This window comes from Roseovarius sp. D22-M7, from assembly GCF_037083785.1.
Taxonomy (GTDB): domain Bacteria; phylum Pseudomonadota; class Alphaproteobacteria; order Rhodobacterales; family Rhodobacteraceae; genus Roseovarius.
The window spans coordinates 47,560-62,308 of the sequence record NZ_JBAPKY010000010.1 but is presented as its reverse complement, the minus strand read 5'-3'; the positions used below and the strand labels follow the sequence as shown (position 1 = coordinate 62,308).

Annotated in this window: 18 protein-coding genes; 15 read left to right on the top strand and 3 right to left on the bottom strand. The window is 65.6% G+C overall.

Translation table 11 applies throughout. The features are described 5' to 3' along the window. Positions 1-145 precede the first annotated feature (145 nt). Positions 146-1,027 carry a LysR family transcriptional regulator gene (locus tag V8324_RS06700; protein WP_336419155.1) on the top strand — a complete coding sequence of 294 codons (882 nt, stop codon included), beginning with the start codon at positions 146-148 and terminating at the stop codon, positions 1,025-1,027. Between the two features lie 8 nt (positions 1,028-1,035). Here V8324_RS06700 and V8324_RS06695 read toward each other — a convergent pair whose 3' ends face one another. Beyond that, positions 1,036-2,010, bottom strand: coding sequence for a glycosyltransferase family 61 protein (locus tag V8324_RS06695; protein ID WP_336419154.1), 975 nt, complete (start codon positions 2,008-2,010; stop codon positions 1,036-1,038). Continuing rightward, positions 2,000-2,347: an ArsR/SmtB family transcription factor gene (locus tag V8324_RS06690; RefSeq protein WP_336419153.1), complete on the bottom strand. Its 348-nt coding sequence runs from the start codon at positions 2,345-2,347 to the stop codon at positions 2,000-2,002. The genes V8324_RS06695 and V8324_RS06690 overlap by 11 nt, the downstream gene beginning before the upstream one ends. 176 nt (positions 2,348-2,523) lie before the next feature. Here V8324_RS06690 and V8324_RS06685 point away from each other — a divergent pair, with 176 nt between their 5' ends. From V8324_RS06685 to V8324_RS06620, 14 genes are all read left to right on the top strand, one after another. Beyond that, positions 2,524-2,937 carry a universal stress protein gene (locus V8324_RS06685; protein WP_336419152.1) on the top strand — a complete coding sequence of 138 codons (414 nt, stop codon included), beginning with the start codon at positions 2,524-2,526 and terminating at the stop codon, positions 2,935-2,937. Positions 2,938-3,138: 201 nt separating this feature from the next. After that, positions 3,139-3,480 carry an AtpZ/AtpI family protein gene (locus V8324_RS06680; protein WP_336419151.1) on the top strand — a complete coding sequence of 114 codons (342 nt, stop codon included), beginning with the start codon at positions 3,139-3,141 and terminating at the stop codon, positions 3,478-3,480. Then, positions 3,470-4,228 carry a F0F1 ATP synthase subunit A gene (locus tag V8324_RS06675; protein WP_336419150.1) on the top strand — a complete coding sequence of 253 codons (759 nt, stop codon included), beginning with the start codon at positions 3,470-3,472 and terminating at the stop codon, positions 4,226-4,228. The genes V8324_RS06680 and V8324_RS06675 overlap by 11 nt, the downstream gene beginning before the upstream one ends. 86 nt (positions 4,229-4,314) lie before the next feature. Further along, on the top strand, positions 4,315-4,551 hold the full coding sequence (locus V8324_RS06670) for a F0F1 ATP synthase subunit C (protein WP_336419149.1): 237 nt from the start codon (positions 4,315-4,317) through the stop codon (positions 4,549-4,551). A gap of 86 nt (positions 4,552-4,637) precedes the next feature. Next, complete coding sequence (locus V8324_RS06665; RefSeq protein WP_336419148.1) at positions 4,638-5,159, top strand: F0F1 ATP synthase subunit B'; 522 nt, start codon at positions 4,638-4,640, stop codon at positions 5,157-5,159. Between the two features lie 4 nt (positions 5,160-5,163). Further along, positions 5,164-5,721, top strand: a complete 558-nt coding sequence (locus tag V8324_RS06660) for a F0F1 ATP synthase subunit B (protein ID WP_336419147.1) — start codon at positions 5,164-5,166, stop codon at positions 5,719-5,721. 269 nt (positions 5,722-5,990) lie between these two features. Further along, a complete protein-coding gene (gene sdhC / locus V8324_RS06655; RefSeq protein WP_336419146.1) occupies positions 5,991-6,398 on the top strand; it encodes a succinate dehydrogenase, cytochrome b556 subunit in 408 nt (135 codons plus the stop codon). 10 nt (positions 6,399-6,408) lie between these two features. Beyond that, positions 6,409-6,780, top strand: coding sequence for a succinate dehydrogenase, hydrophobic membrane anchor protein (gene sdhD, locus V8324_RS06650; RefSeq protein ID WP_336419145.1), 372 nt, complete (start codon positions 6,409-6,411; stop codon positions 6,778-6,780). Positions 6,781-6,791: 11 nt separating this feature from the next. Next, positions 6,792-8,609: a succinate dehydrogenase flavoprotein subunit gene (gene sdhA, locus V8324_RS06645; RefSeq protein ID WP_336419144.1), complete on the top strand. Its 1,818-nt coding sequence runs from the start codon at positions 6,792-6,794 to the stop codon at positions 8,607-8,609. Then, positions 8,609-8,929, top strand: a complete 321-nt coding sequence (locus tag V8324_RS06640) for a succinate dehydrogenase (RefSeq protein WP_336419143.1) — start codon at positions 8,609-8,611, stop codon at positions 8,927-8,929. The genes sdhA and V8324_RS06640 overlap by 1 nt, the downstream gene beginning before the upstream one ends. A gap of 13 nt (positions 8,930-8,942) precedes the next feature. Further along, entirely contained in the window at positions 8,943-9,722 is a 780-nt protein-coding gene (locus V8324_RS06635) for a succinate dehydrogenase iron-sulfur subunit (RefSeq protein WP_336419142.1), read from the top strand. Between the two features lie 259 nt (positions 9,723-9,981). Beyond that, positions 9,982-10,191, top strand: coding sequence for a hypothetical protein (locus V8324_RS06630; protein WP_336419141.1), 210 nt, complete (start codon positions 9,982-9,984; stop codon positions 10,189-10,191). Positions 10,192-10,195: 4 nt separating this feature from the next. Continuing rightward, positions 10,196-11,041, top strand: coding sequence for an urea carboxylase-associated family protein (locus V8324_RS06625; RefSeq protein ID WP_336419196.1), 846 nt, complete (start codon positions 10,196-10,198; stop codon positions 11,039-11,041). 130 nt (positions 11,042-11,171) lie between these two features. After that, positions 11,172-11,903 (top strand): VPLPA-CTERM sorting domain-containing protein, encoded by a 732-nt coding sequence (locus tag V8324_RS06620; RefSeq protein WP_336419140.1) that lies wholly within the window; start codon positions 11,172-11,174, stop codon positions 11,901-11,903. A gap of 81 nt (positions 11,904-11,984) precedes the next feature. Here V8324_RS06620 and clpB read toward each other — a convergent pair whose 3' ends face one another. Then, positions 11,985-14,606, bottom strand: coding sequence for an ATP-dependent chaperone ClpB (clpB, locus tag V8324_RS06615; RefSeq protein ID WP_336419139.1), 2,622 nt, complete (start codon positions 14,604-14,606; stop codon positions 11,985-11,987). Between the last annotated feature and the right edge of the window lie 143 nt (positions 14,607-14,749).

Below are 14,749 nucleotides of genomic sequence, written 5' to 3'. Positions count from 1 at the left end.
CGTTGAAGGCAGGGGCTTCGGGGACGCAAGGTTTACGTTTGCTGGGCGGTTGCGATGTGCGTGAAACATCCTAGGATGCCGCCAAGATCCGGTGTCGGAACAGACCGGCAGGCGCCGGTCTTCAGGAAATGCGAGGCGGGCGGCAATGGAGAACTGGGACGAGGTGCGCACCGCCTATCATGTCGCGCGGGTGGGCACCGTGAGCGGCGCGGCGGAGGTGCTGGGCGTGCATCACGCGACCGTCATCCGTCACATCGACGCGTTGGAGGACCGCCTGGGCGTCAAGCTGTTCCAGCGCCACGCGCGCGGATATACCGCTACCGAGGCCGGCGCCGACCTGCTGCGCGTGGCGCAGACCACCGACGAGCAGTTCAGCCAGCTGGCCGGGCGGATCAAGGGGCGCGGCAAGGACGTCTCGGGCGAGTTGGTCGTGACCTCGATCGGCGGGTTGAGCCATCTGCTGGCGCCCGCACTGGCCGAGTTCCAGCAGGGCTATCCTGACCTCGTGGTGCGCTACCTGACCGGAGAGCGCCTGTTCCGGCTGGAATACGGCGAGGCGCATGTGGCGATACGGGCGGGCGCGGTGCCCGATCAGCCCGACAACGTGGTGCAGCCGTTCTTCCGGCAGGATTTCGCGCTCTACGCCAGCGAAGCTTATGTTGCGCGCCACGGGCTGCCGGCCGACAGCACGGAGTTCGGCGCGCATCGCTTCGTCGGTGGCGACGACCCCGAGACGCGTGCGCCCTTCCTGCGCTGGCTGCACGACACCGTGCCCCCCGACGCGATGGTGTTTCGCAGCGGCGATGTGCATGCCCAATGCGACGCGATCCTCGCCGGGGCGGGGATCGGTTTCACCTCGGTACTGCAGGCCAAGGCGCTGCCGGGGCTGGTGCAGGTGATGCCGCCGCGCACCGACTGGGCGGCGCCGCTATGGCTGGTCACGCATATGGATCTGCACCGCACCACCAAGGTTCAGGCGTTGCTGTCCTTCCTGAAGGCGCGGGCGCGTGGGTGGCAGGACGACTGAGCGCGCGGTCACAGGAACCCGGCCTCGCGAAGATCACTGCGCAGGCGCTGCAGCGCGGCGGCGTCGCCCGCATCCGCGCTCTGCGACAGCGCGGCGCTGGTCCAGAGATCGGCATCGGCGAAGCCGGTCAACTGGCGTGCGATGGCCTCGAAGACAGGCTGTCGCGTGCGCCGCTGGATGAGGCCCACCCGCGCGCCGCGCGGCATCGCGAAGGCCGCGAGATGAAAGGCCGAGCCGTCGGGACCGACGATCATGCTTGCGTTTCGGTAGCGCGCGATCTGCTCCGCGACAGACAGTCGTTCGGGATGGAGGATGTCGAAGCCCGCTCGCGACATCCAGCGCTCGATCCCGTGCTCGCCGGGGACCTGTTGCGAGGGGTTCTTCAGCCGGCGGCGCGAGAGGTAGAGCTTGGCGGCACCCGGGCCCGTGCGGGGTCTCTCGGGGGCGATGGCGGGCACGTGGCGGCGCATGTAGGCGCGCGCCTCGGGCGTTCCGTGCGACCAGTCGAGATGGCCGAAGCCCTGCGTGGGCACCACCGCCGCGTCCACCCGTGTCGGCGTCTCGACCAGGTGCATCGGCAGGCCCTGCGCCAGCCCCGTCAGCAGCGGCCCGAGACGGCGGCGCAGCACCGCCGCTATGTCGCGACCGGCCATCGGGATCAGCAGGATGCCGTCGGGCCGCGACGACAGGTGGTCGAGAGCCCAGAGCCGCGGCGTCGCCTCCATCAGGAAATGGCCGAAATGGTGCCGTCCGACCCCGGCGTAAAGCCAGCGGCCGGGCAGGTGGGTGATCGCCTCGTCGGGCGGTGCTGGATCCGGTGTGACGCGGTGGCCGGAAAGCCGCGTGCGGGCGGCGGGAACGGGTGCGCCCTCCTCGTCGATCACGCCGCAGGCGGGATCGCCGGGGCCGCGCATCGGCACGATGGTGGCGCCGGGGACAAGAGTGATGGCGGCGGCGGGAAGGCCGTGCGCGTCAGCCGTCATCCGGCCGGTCGCCGGGCAGTTCGGCTTGCAGGAACCGCTCGAACGCGTCGAGATGCACCGCCTCGAACTGGCCAAAGCCCTGCATCCAGATCGAGGCGTCGCGCAGCGCGTCGGGCTCCAGCTTGCACCACTTGAGGCGGCCGCGCTGCTCCTGGCTGATCAGGCCGGCGCGGCTGAGGATGCCGAGATGCTTGGAAACCGCCGCGAGGCTCATCTCGAACGGGGCGGCGACATCGGTGACCGCCATGTCGTCTTCCAGCAGCATCGACAGGATCGCGCGCCGGGTGGGGTCGGCGAGGGCTGCGAAAACCGTGTCGAGAGCGCGGGCCTTGTCCATGCGCCTCATAAGCCCGAGCGTGCGCGGTGCGTCAACGGCAATCCCGCCAGTGCGCGGAAATTGGGGCGGTTTTTGCCGGCATTGCGCCGCAAAAGGGGTTTGATCTGGGGCAAAGCGATGGCAGGCTGAACAGGCTAGCGTTTGATGCGACACCGGAAACCGCGAAAGGAAAAGACATGTTTTCGAAGATAATGGTCCCCGTCGACCTGGTCCACAAGGAAACCCTGCAAAAGGCGCTCGACGTGGCGGGCGACATCGCCAAGCTTTACGGTGCCAGTATCGACGTGGTCAGCGTCGGCGGCGAGCTGCCAAATCAGTTAGGCCACACGCCGCGCGAATTCGGCGACCAGTTGCAGGGTTTCGCAGACGAGCTGCGAGAGAAATACGGCGTGACGGTCAAGGCCGATCCGCTGATGGCGCATGACCCGGCGGTCGAGACGACCTCGGAACTGATGAAGGGGATCGAGAAGATCGGCGCCGACCTCGTGATCATGGCCAGCCATGAGCCCGGCTTCTTCGAGCATATCTTCAGTTCGCATGGCGGCTACATCGCGCAGCACGCCAAGGTGTCGGTCTTCGTGGTGCGCTGACGCTCAACCATCGGGTTGAACATGACAGGCACGTCCCGGCCGTGGGCCGGGACAGGTCACGCCGCCGACGCGACGGGCCAGCCCTTCCATAAAATAAATATCTTTCAACGACTTGCGCGCGGGCCCGCGCGCCGCCGCGGGGCCTTGACTCGGACGGCCGCGCGACATAGCCACGGCGCAACTTCCGAAGAGGGTGCACGCGTGTCCGACCCCGACCCCAGCGATCACATGGCGAAGCTCGAAGAGCGGCTGGCCAGGCTTCGCGGCAAGGACGCGCAGAAACCCCATCAGGAAGAGCACTATTCGCAGGCGCAACACGCCTGGCGGATGGTGATAGAACTTGTGGCCGGTCTGATGATCGGTTTCGGCATGGGATACGGTCTGGACCTGCTGTTGGGGACAATGCCGATATTCCTCGTGATATTCACCCTGCTCGGCTTCGCCGCGGGCATCAAGACGATGATGCGCAGCGCCGCCGAGATGCAGAAAGACGCGGAAACGCCCGACACGGGCGCGGATGAGAGGGACAAGGATGGCGACTGACGCGCAAGGGGCCGACGGAAGCGGTCTGGAATTCCACCCGATGGACCAGTTTCTGGTGCAACCGCTTTTCGGCGACGGGGCGGTCGGCATCTTCACGCTGACCAACGTGACGCTGTGGATGGCCATCACGGTTCTGGCGGTGTTCGCATTGCTGGTGCTGTGCACCAGCGGACGCGCCACGATCCCGAGCCGCATGCAGTCGGTCGCCGAACTGGCCTATGACTTCGTGCGCAAGATGGTCGAGGATGTCGCGGGCAAGGATGCGCTTGTGTTCTTTCCCTACATCCTGACGCTGTTCATGTTCATCGTCTTCGCGAATTTCCTCGGGCTGCTGCCGATGGCGTTCACCACCACCAGCCATATCGCGGTCACGGCCGTGCTGGCGCTGATGGTGTTCTTCGCGGTCACCATCCTTGGCTTCGTGAAGAACGGCACCGCGTTTCTCGGCATCTTCTGGGTAAAGTCGGCGCCGCTGCCGCTGCGCCCGGTGCTCGCGATCATCGAGATCATCTCGTATTTCGTGCGCCCGGTAAGCCATTCCGTGCGTCTGGCGGGCAACATGATGGCCGGGCACGCCGTGATCAAGGTCTTCGCGGGCTTCAGCCAAGTCGCGCTGATCGCGCCGCTGTCGATCCTTGCGGTCGTCGCGATGTACGGGCTGGAGGTGCTGGTCGCCTTCATCCAGGCCTATGTGTTCACCATCCTGACCTGCGTCTATCTCAAGGATGCGCTTCACCCGCATCACTGACGGCCAAGTTTCACGACCGGCGCGCGGTCCTCGCGCGCCGCACGATCACCTCTGACACTGCCAATTCCAAACCAAGGAGACATCTCATGGAAGGCGATATCGCACAACTGGGTCAATATATCGGTGCCGGCCTCGCAGGCATCGGTTCGGGCGCCGCGGCCATCGGTGTGGGCCACGTGGCCGGCAACTTCCTCGCCGGCGCGCTGCGCAACCCCTCGGCGGCGGCCGGCCAGACCGCCACGCTGTTCATCGGCATCGCGTTCGCGGAAGCCCTCGGGATCTTTTCGTTCCTCGTGGCGCTGCTGCTGATGTTCGCGGTCTGAGCAAGGCGCATCCTTGATCCCTGCGGTCGGGGGGCGGCGTTGCGCGGCTCCCCGGTCTGACCGGAACATTCCCCGAGGAGGACGCCATGGCGACCGAAACGCAAGGGGCCGAGTCCGCCCAAGGGCTGCCCCAGCTAGATCCGACGACTTTCGGCAACCAGATCTTCTGGCTTCTGGTCGCCCTCGTCGCGATCTACCTGATCCTGTCGCGCGTCGCATTGCCGCGCATCGCGTCGGTGCTGGCCGAGCGGCAGGGGACGATCACCAACGATCTAACCGCGGCCGAGGATCTGAAAGCCAGGGCCGCCGAGGCGGAAGAGGCTTACAAGAAAGCCCTCGCCGATGCGCGCGCCGAGGCGCAGAGCATCATTGCCGAGACAAAGGCGGGCATCAAGGCGGATCTTGAAAAGGCCAATGCCGAGGCCGATGAAGAGATCGCCAAGAAGACCGCCGAGGGAGAAAAGCGGATTGCCGAGATCCGCGAAGAGGCCATCGAAAGCGTGCGCGAGGTCGCCCGCGACACGACCGGCGAGATCGTGGTCGCCATGGGCGGCAAACCCGACGACAAGGCGGTCGAGGCCGCCGTCGCCGCACAGATGAAGGGATAGCGCCATGAGACCGATGCTGACGCTTGCAGCACTTGGCGCCGCCAGCCCCGCATGGGCGGCAGAGGGCGCGTTCTTTTCGCTGTCCAACACCGACTTCGTCGTCCTGATAGCGTTCCTGCTGTTTATCGGGGTGCTCGTCTACTACAAGGTGCCCGGTCTGCTGGGCCGCAAGCTGGACGAGCGCGCAGAGCGCATCCGCTCCGAACTCGACGAGGCCCGCGAGATCCGCAAGGAGGCAAAAGAGCTTCTGGAAAGCTTCGAGCAGAAGCAGAGGGACGTTCAGGCGCAGGCCGACCGGATCGTGGCGCAAGCCAAGGAAGAGGCTGAGCAATCCGCGAAAGAGGCCAAGGAAGACATCCAGCGGTCGATCGAGCGGCGGATGCAGGCCGCAGAAGACCAGATTGCCAGCGCCGAGGCGCGCGCGGTGCGTGACATCCGCGACCAGGCCGTTTCGGTGGCTGTCGCAGCGGCGCGGCAGGTGATCACCAAGCAGATGACCGCCGAGGACCGCAACGCGCTGATCGACTCGGCGATCGACGAGGTCAGGGCCAAGCTGCACTGAGTGCCGTTCCAGGGAATGCGGCAAAGGGGCCCGGGTCGGCAGAGACCCGGGCCCCTTGCTATTTCGCGCGACGCCTCGGGCGGGGGTGGTCAAGCTGTGATCACGGCATTATTTTCGTGATCACAAGCCCCGCAATTTTTGCGTCCTATTGTCCTTTTGCGGAGATTTTCGCGCGTAACAGGTGACATTGCCCGCGAAAGGTACCAAAACGACACTAGCAAGCACGGCCTTGCGTCGCCGCCAGACCAAAGGACCAAAGGAGCTTCCTAATGGAGCAAACCGATCAATCCCGCATTCATCCGGTGGAGCCGGTGGAACGCCCGCTCTCGCCGCATCTGCAGATTTACCGGCCGCAGGTGACATCCATCTCGTCGATCCTGACACGGATCACCGGCAACGCGCTGATCGTGGCCTCGCTGCTGATCGTGTGGTGGTTGCTCGCAGCCGCGACCTCCGAGGAGTATTTCCGCACCGCCGACGCGGTGCTGACCTCGTGGTTCGGCGATCTGGTGCTGATCCTGTCGCTCTGGGCGGTCTGGTATCACTACCTCGCCGGCCTGCGGCATCTGGTCTGGGATGCTGGCAAGGGGCTGGATCTGCCGACCGCCGAGATGATGGGCTGGGGCTGCATCATCGGGTCGGTCGTTCTGACCGTCATCACGCTGCTTCTGGTTTGAGGAGAGTCCCATGCGTTACATCACCCCGCTGAAACAGGCTGAGAACAAGGGCGCGGCCGGCACCGGCACCGACCATCACTGGTTCATGATCGTGAGCAGTGTGGGTCTCGCGCTGATCATCCCGGTCTTTCTCGTGGCATTCGGTCGCGCACTCGGCGGCGACCGCACCGAGGTGCTCGCGACCTTTTCCAACCCGCTCATGGCGATCCTGACCGGCCTCGTGATCTTTTTCGGACTGCGGCATTTCGCGGCAGGTGCCCAGACGATGATCGAGGATTACAGCCAGGGCGGCACTCGCCGGGGGCTGATTATTGCAGTGACCATTCTAAGTTACGCGATGATAGCCGTGGGGCTGTTCGCCCTTGCCAAGATTGCGCTGTGAGGAACTGAATGATGGCTGCTTATGAATACGAAACGCATGATTACGATGTCGTGGTCATCGGCGCCGGCGGCGCCGGGCTGCGCGCCACTCTCGGCATGGCCGAGCAGGGGCTGCGCACGGCCTGCGTGACGAAGGTGTTTCCCACGCGGTCGCACACCGTGGCCGCGCAAGGCGGCATCGCCGCCAGCCTTGGCAACATGGGCCCCGACAGCTGGCAATGGCACATGTACGACACGGTGAAGGGGTCGGACTATCTCGGCGACACCGACGCGATGGAATATCTCGCCCGAGAGGCCCCCAAGGCAGTCTACGAGCTCGAGCATTACGGCGTCCCTTTCTCGCGCACCGAGGAAGGCACGATTTATCAGCGCCCCTTCGGCGGGCACACCACAGAATACGGCGAAGGCCCTCCCGTGCAGCGCACCTGCGCGGCCGCGGACCGCACCGGGCATGCCATCCTGCACACGCTCTACGGCCAGAGCCTGAAGGAAAAGGCCGAGTTCTACATCGAGTATTTCGCCATCGACCTGATCATGACCGACGGCGCCTGTACCGGCGTCGTGTGCTGGAAGCTCGACGATGGCACGATGCATGTCTTTAACGCCAAGTCCGTGGTGCTGGCGACCGGCGGGTATGGCCGCGCTTATTTCAGCGCCACATCGGCGCATACCTGCACCGGCGATGGCGGCGGCATGGTGGCCCGCGCCGGGCTGCCGCTGCAGGACATGGAATTCGTGCAGTTCCACCCGACCGGCATCTTCGGCGCCGGCTGCCTGATCACCGAAGGCGCGCGCGGCGAGGGAGGGTACCTGACCAATTCGGAGGGCGAGCGTTTCATGGAACGCTATGCGCCCAACTACAAGGACCTTGCGCCGCGCGACTATGTCAGCCGCTGCATGACCATGGAGATCCGCGAGGGCCGTGGCGTGGGGACCGGCAAGGATCACATCCACCTTAACCTTTCGCACCTGCCGCCCGAGGCGCTGCATTCGCGGCTGCCCGGTATTTCCGAGTCGGCCAAGATTTTCGCCGGCGTTGACGTCACCAAGCAGCCGATCCCGGTGCTGCCGACCGTGCATTACAACATGGGCGGGATCCCCACGAATTACTGGGGTGAAGTGCTGAACCCGACCAAGGACAACCCGACCGCGGTCGTGCCTGGCCTGATGGCCGTGGGCGAAGCAAGCTGCGCGTCGGTGCATGGCGCCAACCGGCTGGGCTCGAACTCTCTGATCGACCTGGTCGTGTTCGGCCGTGCCGCCGCGATCCGCGCCGGCAAGACGGTGGACCGCGAAAGCGCCGTGCCCGCGACCAACAAGGTCGAGGTCGATCGCGCCCTCGACCGGTTCGACGGGTTGCGCCATGCCAGCGGCGACGTGCCCACCGCCGACCTGCGGCTGGAAATGCAGAAGACGATGCAGGATTACGCCGCCGTCTTCCGTACCGACGAGACCCTTGCGCAGGGTGTCGAGCAGATGACCAAGGTTGCCGGCAAGGTCGACGATCTCAGCGTCACCGACCGGTCGATGATCTGGAACAGCGACCTGATGGAGACGCTGGAGCTGACCAATCTCGTGCCGAATGCGCTGGCGACGGTCTATTCCGCCGAGGCACGCAAGGAAAGCCGCGGCGCGCATGCCTCCGAGGATCACCCCAAGCGCGACGATGCCAACTGGCGTGTGCACACCATCGCCAAGACCCAAGACAACCGGGTCAACGCGATCCACTTCAACCTCAGCTATCGCCCGATCATCGAAGAGCCGCTGACGACCGAGGACATGGGCGGCATCAGCCTCAAGCGGATCGCGCCCAAGGAACGGACATTTTGATGCGGGTGGCGGCGGCCTGTGGTGCGCTGGCCTCGCTCGGGGCTTGCGACGTGGCGGGCCAAGCCGCAGATGCGGTGGCGCGCGACCGCGCCAAGGTCGTCGTCAACTCTGTCGTGGCGTCGCGCTTTCCCGGCATCAACGCGGCGCCGGTGACCGACTGCATCATCGACGCCGCATCCTCGGGCGAGATCATCCGCATCGCCGGCGCCACCGTCACCGGCATCACGCCGGAGATCTCGCAAGAGGTCGTCGTCATCGCGCGCCGCCCCGAATCCGTGCAATGCATCGCCCGCAACAGCTTGGTGCTGCTAGGCAGCTGAAAAGGAGCAACCCATGGTCCAACTGACACTTCCCAAGAATTCTCGCATGGTGACCGGCAAGACCTGGCCCAAGCCGGAAAGCGCCGGCGACCTGCGCAAGTTCACGATCTATCGCTGGAATCCCGATGACGGGCAGAACCCGCGGGTCGATACCTACTTCGTAGATCTCGACGATTGCGGGCCGATGGTCTTGGACGCGCTGATCTGGATCAAGAGCAAGATCGACCCGACCCTGACCTTCCGCCGGTCGTGCCGCGAGGGGATCTGCGGATCCTGCGCGATGAATATCGACGGGATCAACACGCTGGCCTGCATCTACGGTATGGACGAGGTCAAGGGCGACGTGAAGATCTACCCGCTGCCGCACATGCCGGTGGTCAAGGACCTGATCCCGGACCTGACGCATTTCTACGCGCAACACGCGTCGATCATGCCGTGGCTGGAGACCAAGACCAACCGCCCGGCCAAGGAATGGAAGCAGTCGATCGAGGATCGCGACAAGCTCGACGGGCTGTATGAATGCGTGATGTGCGCCTGCTGCTCGACCGCGTGCCCGTCCTACTGGTGGAACGGCGACAAGTATCTCGGGCCGGCTGCGCTGCTGCACGCCTATCGCTGGATCATCGACAGCCGCGACGAGGCGACCGGCGAGCGGCTTGACGATCTGGAAGATCCGTTCAAGCTGTATCGCTGTCATACCATCATGAACTGCACCAAGACCTGCCCCAAGGGTCTGAACCCCGCCAAGGCCATCGCCGAGATCAAGCGACAGATGGTCGCACGGCAGGTCTGAGACGACCCCGCTTGCTGACGGGTCGCGGGATGCGCGGGCCGGCCCGGTCGGCTGTCGGTCATGGAATTCTCCGCGCGTATCGCGTGGGGCAGGGGGCCTCGGCGCCGCCCGTCGGGACACCCGCAAGTGGCCTTCACAGAAGGAGACGCATCCATGCCCCTGTTTCCCAGGCCGCCAGAGCCCAAGCATCTGATGGATCCGGCGCAAGTCTGCCGGCGGTTCGGTGATCGGGCGGCGGCGATGACGAAAGGCTGATCCCGTGCTGGTCGTCGTCGGCCTGATCATCGCCTTCATCCTGGTGGTGCTGCTGTCGAACCGGGCCACGCGGAACTGCCGTTGGCGCGAATACCGGGTGGGCGACGGCGGCGACAGGCGCCGTTGGCGCTGCGTGGCCTGTGGGGCCGAGGTCTTTACTTCCGATGCCACCGCGCCGAAGATCTGCTATGACCCCACCCGCCGAAAGCCGTGATGCGATGACCCTTGGACCCGAGGATGCCGAAGCCCGACGCGCCGTGCCGCCGGTAATTTGCTATCCCACCGACACGCTGCCCGTGCCGGACATGGCTCGATACCAATCCGCGCGCGCGACCGCCGAAAAGCTGTCCGAGGTGGTCGTGCCGCCGCGCGAGGCGGCGTGCTTTCGGGTGGAGGCCGGGCAGTTCTTCCGGATCACCAGCATCGAGGGCCCCCAGGTCGGCGATCTTAACCTCTGGAACGCGGCCGACCTGTCCGAGCGCTTCTATTCCGGCAAGACCCGCGCGCTGCACGGCACGCATGTCGGCAACGAAGACCGGCTTTGGTCGTCCTTTCCGCATCTGCGCGCGATGGCCACCATCGTCGCGGATACGCTGGACTGGTACGGGATCGACGCCTTCGGGGGATCCGTGCATGACGTGATCGGCACGCGCTGCGATCCCTATACCGGGCATCTGCTGGCCGGCGTGCAATACCACCATTGCTGTCATTCCAACCTGACCCGCGCACTGGCCGACGAGCTGGGCGTGCCGCTGTCCGAGGCAGAGGGGCATGTGCATAACGTGCTCAACGTCTTCATGTGCACCGGCTTCACCCGTGACACGGGCCAGTATTTCATGAAGGCAAGCCCCGTGCGCCCCGGCGATCACCTCGAGTTTTTCGCCGAGATCGATCTCTTGGGCGCGCTCAGCGCCTGTCCCGGCGGGGATTGCGCGTCCGGCCACACCAGCGATGCCGCGACCTGCCATCCGCTGCTGGTCGAGGTGTTCCGCCCCGCGCCGGACGCCCTGGGCGATTGGCGAAGCCCGGCGCGCAGCCGCTATGACGGCAGCCACGGGCGGTAGCGCCCGAACGGAGGCCAGCGCTCTACTCGGGCATTATTCGAAAATTCTAACCGTGTTTGAAACTTTGCCCGCCCCCTGTCGTGACTGTCGTTGGGCCCGGATTGAACGGGCCGGCAACAGGAGGAACGACATGACATATGGAATTCGACCCGCGCTGCTTTCCGGCGGGCTCGCCGTGCTTGCGGGCCCCGCTCTTGCGGCGCATATCGACTACTATTCGGCCGACCTCGTGGCGCTGAACGACTCGGGGGTGTCCGGCCAGGTCTTTCTGACCTACGAGCGGCCCGACGACGGGGGACCGGCGTCGCTGCGCGTCAACACAGCGATCCAGGGGCTGAAATCCGGAGCGCATGCGGCGCATATTCACGGGTTCGAGGGAGCGGACCGCCGCCCCAGCGTCGCGCCGGTCGCGGGCGTGTTCGATCCAGACGTGGATGGCGACGGTGACGGCTTTACCGAACTGACCGAAGGCGCGCCGTTCTATGGCGGGATCCTGCAAACGCTCACGGGTCTCGAAGCCAATGCCGGCGGCTGGGCCATCTACGAGAGGGCCTTCGACATAGCTGCAGGCAGCGAGCTTGACGACGATCTCTTCTCGTTGGGTAACCGCGAGGTCGTGGTGCACGGCATGGACACCGTTTTCGAACCCATCGACGTGATCGGAACCCTTGGCGGGGATATCGACGGGTTCACGTCCGCGGACCGCAATTTCAACGCGCTGCTTCCGGTCGCGACCGCGCGGTTCGAAAGGTCAGGGCCCGATGCCATGGTGGCACCCGTGCCGCTGCCCGCCGCGGTCTGGATGCTGCTGGCGGGGCTTGGTGGTCTTGGGGCCATCGGCCGGTTCCGCCGCAAGGGCTGAGCCACACCGCGTATCCCCCGAACGCCGACGCCCGCCGGCCTTGCGGACCGGCGGGCGTCTCATCTTTCGGTGCGATGCGGTTCAGTGCACCACCGCGTCGGCCGGCGGATCCTGGGTGGTCGTGCCCACCCGCTCGCCGATCAGCAGCCCCTCGGGCCCGGCGGTGACCGGCACGGTCTCGCCGTCCACGATTTCCCCGGCCAGAAGCGCCTCGGCCAGCGGATCCTGCAGCGCCTTCTGGATCACCCGCTTGAGCGGGCGCGCGCCGTAGACCGGGTCATAGCCCGCCTCGGCCAGCCAGTCCTTGGCCGACTGATCGACCTGAAGGTCGATCTTGCGCGTCGCCAGACGTTTCAGCAGGCGCCGCAACTGGATGTCGACGATGCCGGTCATCTGCTCGCGCGTGATGCGGTCGAAGATCACGATCTCGTCCAGCCGGTTGAGGAACTCGGGCCGGAAGTGATCGCGCACGGCCGCCATCACGTCGTGCTTGGCGGTCTCGGCATCGGCCCCCTCGGGCAGGCGGCTGAGCGCCTGCGACCCGAGGTTCGAGGTCAGCACGATCAGCGTCTGCTTGAAGTCCACCGTGCGGCCGTGCCCGTCGGTCAGCAGCCCGTCCTCGAGCACCTGCAGGAGTACGTTGAACACGTCCTGATGCGCCTTCTCGACCTCGTCGAACAGAATCACCTGATAGGGCCTGCGGCGCACGGCCTCTGTCAGCACGCCGCCTTCCTCGTAGCCGACATAGCCCGGCGGGGCGCCGATCAGCCGCGCGACCGAGTGTTTCTCCATGAATTCCGACATGTCGATACGCACCATGGCGCTGTCGTCGTCGAACAGGAACTCGGCCACCGCCTTGGTCAGTTCGGTCTTGCCGACGCCCGTCGGCCCGAGGAACATGAAGCTGCCAAGCGGCCGGTTCTCGTCGTTGAGGCCCGCGCGGGCGCGGCGCACGGCATTGGCAACGGCCTTGACGGCCGCATCCTGACCGACCACGCGGCGATGCAGGTTGGACTCCATCCCCAGCAGTTTCTCGCGCTCGCCTTCCAGCATCTTCGAGGTCGGGATGCCGGTCCAGCGCTCGACCACCTGCGCGATCTGTTCGGGGCGCACGGCCTCTTCGACCATCATGCCGTCGTCGCCGCCGCGCTTCTCGGCCTCTGTCAACTTCCGCTCGAGATCCGGGATCACGCCGTAGGACAACTCGCCCGCGCGGGCGAGGTTGCCCTCTCGCTTGGCGATGTCGAGTTCGGCGCGTGCCTTGTCGAGCTGTTCCTTCAGATCCCGCGCCGAGGCCAGCTTGTCACGCTCGGCCTGCCATTGCGCGGTCATCTCGGCCGAGCGTTCCTGCAACTCGGCAAGCTCCTTTTCCAGCCGGTCGAGCCGGTCCTTCGACGCCGCATCCTCTTCCTTGCGCAGCGCCTCGGCCTCGATCTGCTTTTGCAGGATGTCGCGGTCCAGCGCGTCCAGTTCCTCGGGCTTGCTGTCGACCTCCATGCGCAGGCGCGACGCCGCCTCGTCCATCAGGTCGATCGCCTTGTCGGGCAGGAAGCGGTCGGTGATGTAGCGGTTGGACAGGGTCGCCGCTGCCACGAGGCCCGCATCGGAAATCCGCACGCCGTGGTGCAGCTCGTATTTCTCCTTGATGCCGCGCAGAATGCTGATCGTGTCCTCGACCGTCGGCTCGGACACCGTCAGCGGCTGGAACCGGCGGGCGAGGGCCGCGTCCTTCTCGACATGCTTGCGGTACTCGTCCAGCGTGGTCGCGCCGATGCAATGCAGTTCGCCGCGCGCCAGCGCCGGCTTGATGAGGTTGGCGGCATCCATCGCGCCATCCGTCTTGCCGGCGCCGACCAGCGTGTGCATCTCGTCGATGAAGAGGATGATCTCGCCGGCGGCCTGCGTCACCTCGTTGAGCACACCCTTGAGGCGTTCCTCGAAATCGCCGCGATACTTCGCGCCCGCGATCAGCGCCCCCATGTCGAGCGACAGAAGACGCTTGTCTCGCAGGCTTTCGGGCACATCGCCGTTGATGATGCGCAGCGCCAGCCCTTCGGCGATCGCGGTCTTGCCGACGCCGGCCTCGCCGATCAGCACCGGGTTGTTCTTGGTGCGGCGCGACAGCACCTGCATGGCGCGGCGGATCTCGTCGTCGCGGCCGATGATCGGGTCGATCTTGCCCTCGTTTGCCGCGCGGGTGAGGTCATAGGTGTATTTTTCTAACGCCTCGTAGGTGTCCTCGGCGCTCGCCGTGTCGGCGGTGCGGCCCTTGCGCAGGTCGTTGATCGCCTCGTTGATCTTCTGCGCGCTGACCTTCCCGGCCTCGAGCGCCTCTTTCGCCGGCGATTTCACCATCGCCAGCGCGCACAGCATGCGCTCTACGGGCACGAAGCTGTCGCCGGCCTTCTGGGCCAGTTTCTCGGCTTCGGCCAGCACCTTGCCGGTCTGCTGGTCCATGTAGGTCTGGCCGGCATCGCCCGAGACTTGCGGAATCTTCGCCAAAGCCAGATCGTTGGCTTGGGTCACGCGCGCCGCATCGCCCTTGGCGCGGGTGATCAGGTTGCTCGCCAGACCTTCGGGATCGTCCAGAAGCGCCTTGAGCAGATGTTCGGGGGCAAGTTTCTGATGGCTTTCGCGCATCGCGATGGTCTGGGCAGCTTGAATGAAACCGCGCGACCGCTCCGTGAACTTGTCGAAGTCCATGGGTATCTCTCCTTTTTGCAAGCGTTCCCCCGGGCGCGCACCCTCGCCGAGGCATGCATTGGCCGGGAACCTTGATTGATAAATGGGCAAGGCGCTGATGTGGTTCAAGATGGCGCAGCCACAAAACCTGCCCCGTGGGCTGA

Excerpts from the sequence above, each read along its gene's own strand:
- V8324_RS06700 (WP_336419155.1), top strand. The coding sequence starts at position 146 with ATGGAGAACTGGGACGAGGTGCGCACCGCCTATCATGTCGCGCGGGTG.
- V8324_RS06695 (WP_336419154.1), bottom strand. The coding sequence starts at position 2,010 with ATGACGGCTGACGCGCACGGCCTTCCCGCCGCCGCCATCACTCTTGTC.
- V8324_RS06690 (WP_336419153.1), bottom strand. The coding sequence starts at position 2,347 with ATGGACAAGGCCCGCGCTCTCGACACGGTTTTCGCAGCCCTCGCCGAC.
- V8324_RS06685 (WP_336419152.1), top strand. The coding sequence starts at position 2,524 with ATGTTTTCGAAGATAATGGTCCCCGTCGACCTGGTCCACAAGGAAACC.
- V8324_RS06675 (WP_336419150.1), top strand. The coding sequence starts at position 3,470 with ATGGCGACTGACGCGCAAGGGGCCGACGGAAGCGGTCTGGAATTCCAC.
- V8324_RS06670 (WP_336419149.1), top strand. The coding sequence starts at position 4,315 with ATGGAAGGCGATATCGCACAACTGGGTCAATATATCGGTGCCGGCCTC.
- V8324_RS06665 (WP_336419148.1), top strand. The coding sequence starts at position 4,638 with ATGGCGACCGAAACGCAAGGGGCCGAGTCCGCCCAAGGGCTGCCCCAG.
- V8324_RS06660 (WP_336419147.1), top strand. The coding sequence starts at position 5,164 with ATGAGACCGATGCTGACGCTTGCAGCACTTGGCGCCGCCAGCCCCGCA.
- sdhC (WP_336419146.1), top strand. The coding sequence starts at position 5,991 with ATGGAGCAAACCGATCAATCCCGCATTCATCCGGTGGAGCCGGTGGAA.
- sdhD (WP_336419145.1), top strand. The coding sequence starts at position 6,409 with ATGCGTTACATCACCCCGCTGAAACAGGCTGAGAACAAGGGCGCGGCC.
- sdhA (WP_336419144.1), top strand. The coding sequence starts at position 6,792 with ATGGCTGCTTATGAATACGAAACGCATGATTACGATGTCGTGGTCATC.
- V8324_RS06640 (WP_336419143.1), top strand. The coding sequence starts at position 8,609 with ATGCGGGTGGCGGCGGCCTGTGGTGCGCTGGCCTCGCTCGGGGCTTGC.
- V8324_RS06635 (WP_336419142.1), top strand. The coding sequence starts at position 8,943 with ATGGTCCAACTGACACTTCCCAAGAATTCTCGCATGGTGACCGGCAAG.
- V8324_RS06625 (WP_336419196.1), top strand. The coding sequence starts at position 10,196 with ATGACCCTTGGACCCGAGGATGCCGAAGCCCGACGCGCCGTGCCGCCG.
- V8324_RS06620 (WP_336419140.1), top strand. The coding sequence starts at position 11,172 with ATGACATATGGAATTCGACCCGCGCTGCTTTCCGGCGGGCTCGCCGTG.
- clpB (WP_336419139.1), bottom strand. The coding sequence starts at position 14,606 with ATGGACTTCGACAAGTTCACGGAGCGGTCGCGCGGTTTCATTCAAGCT.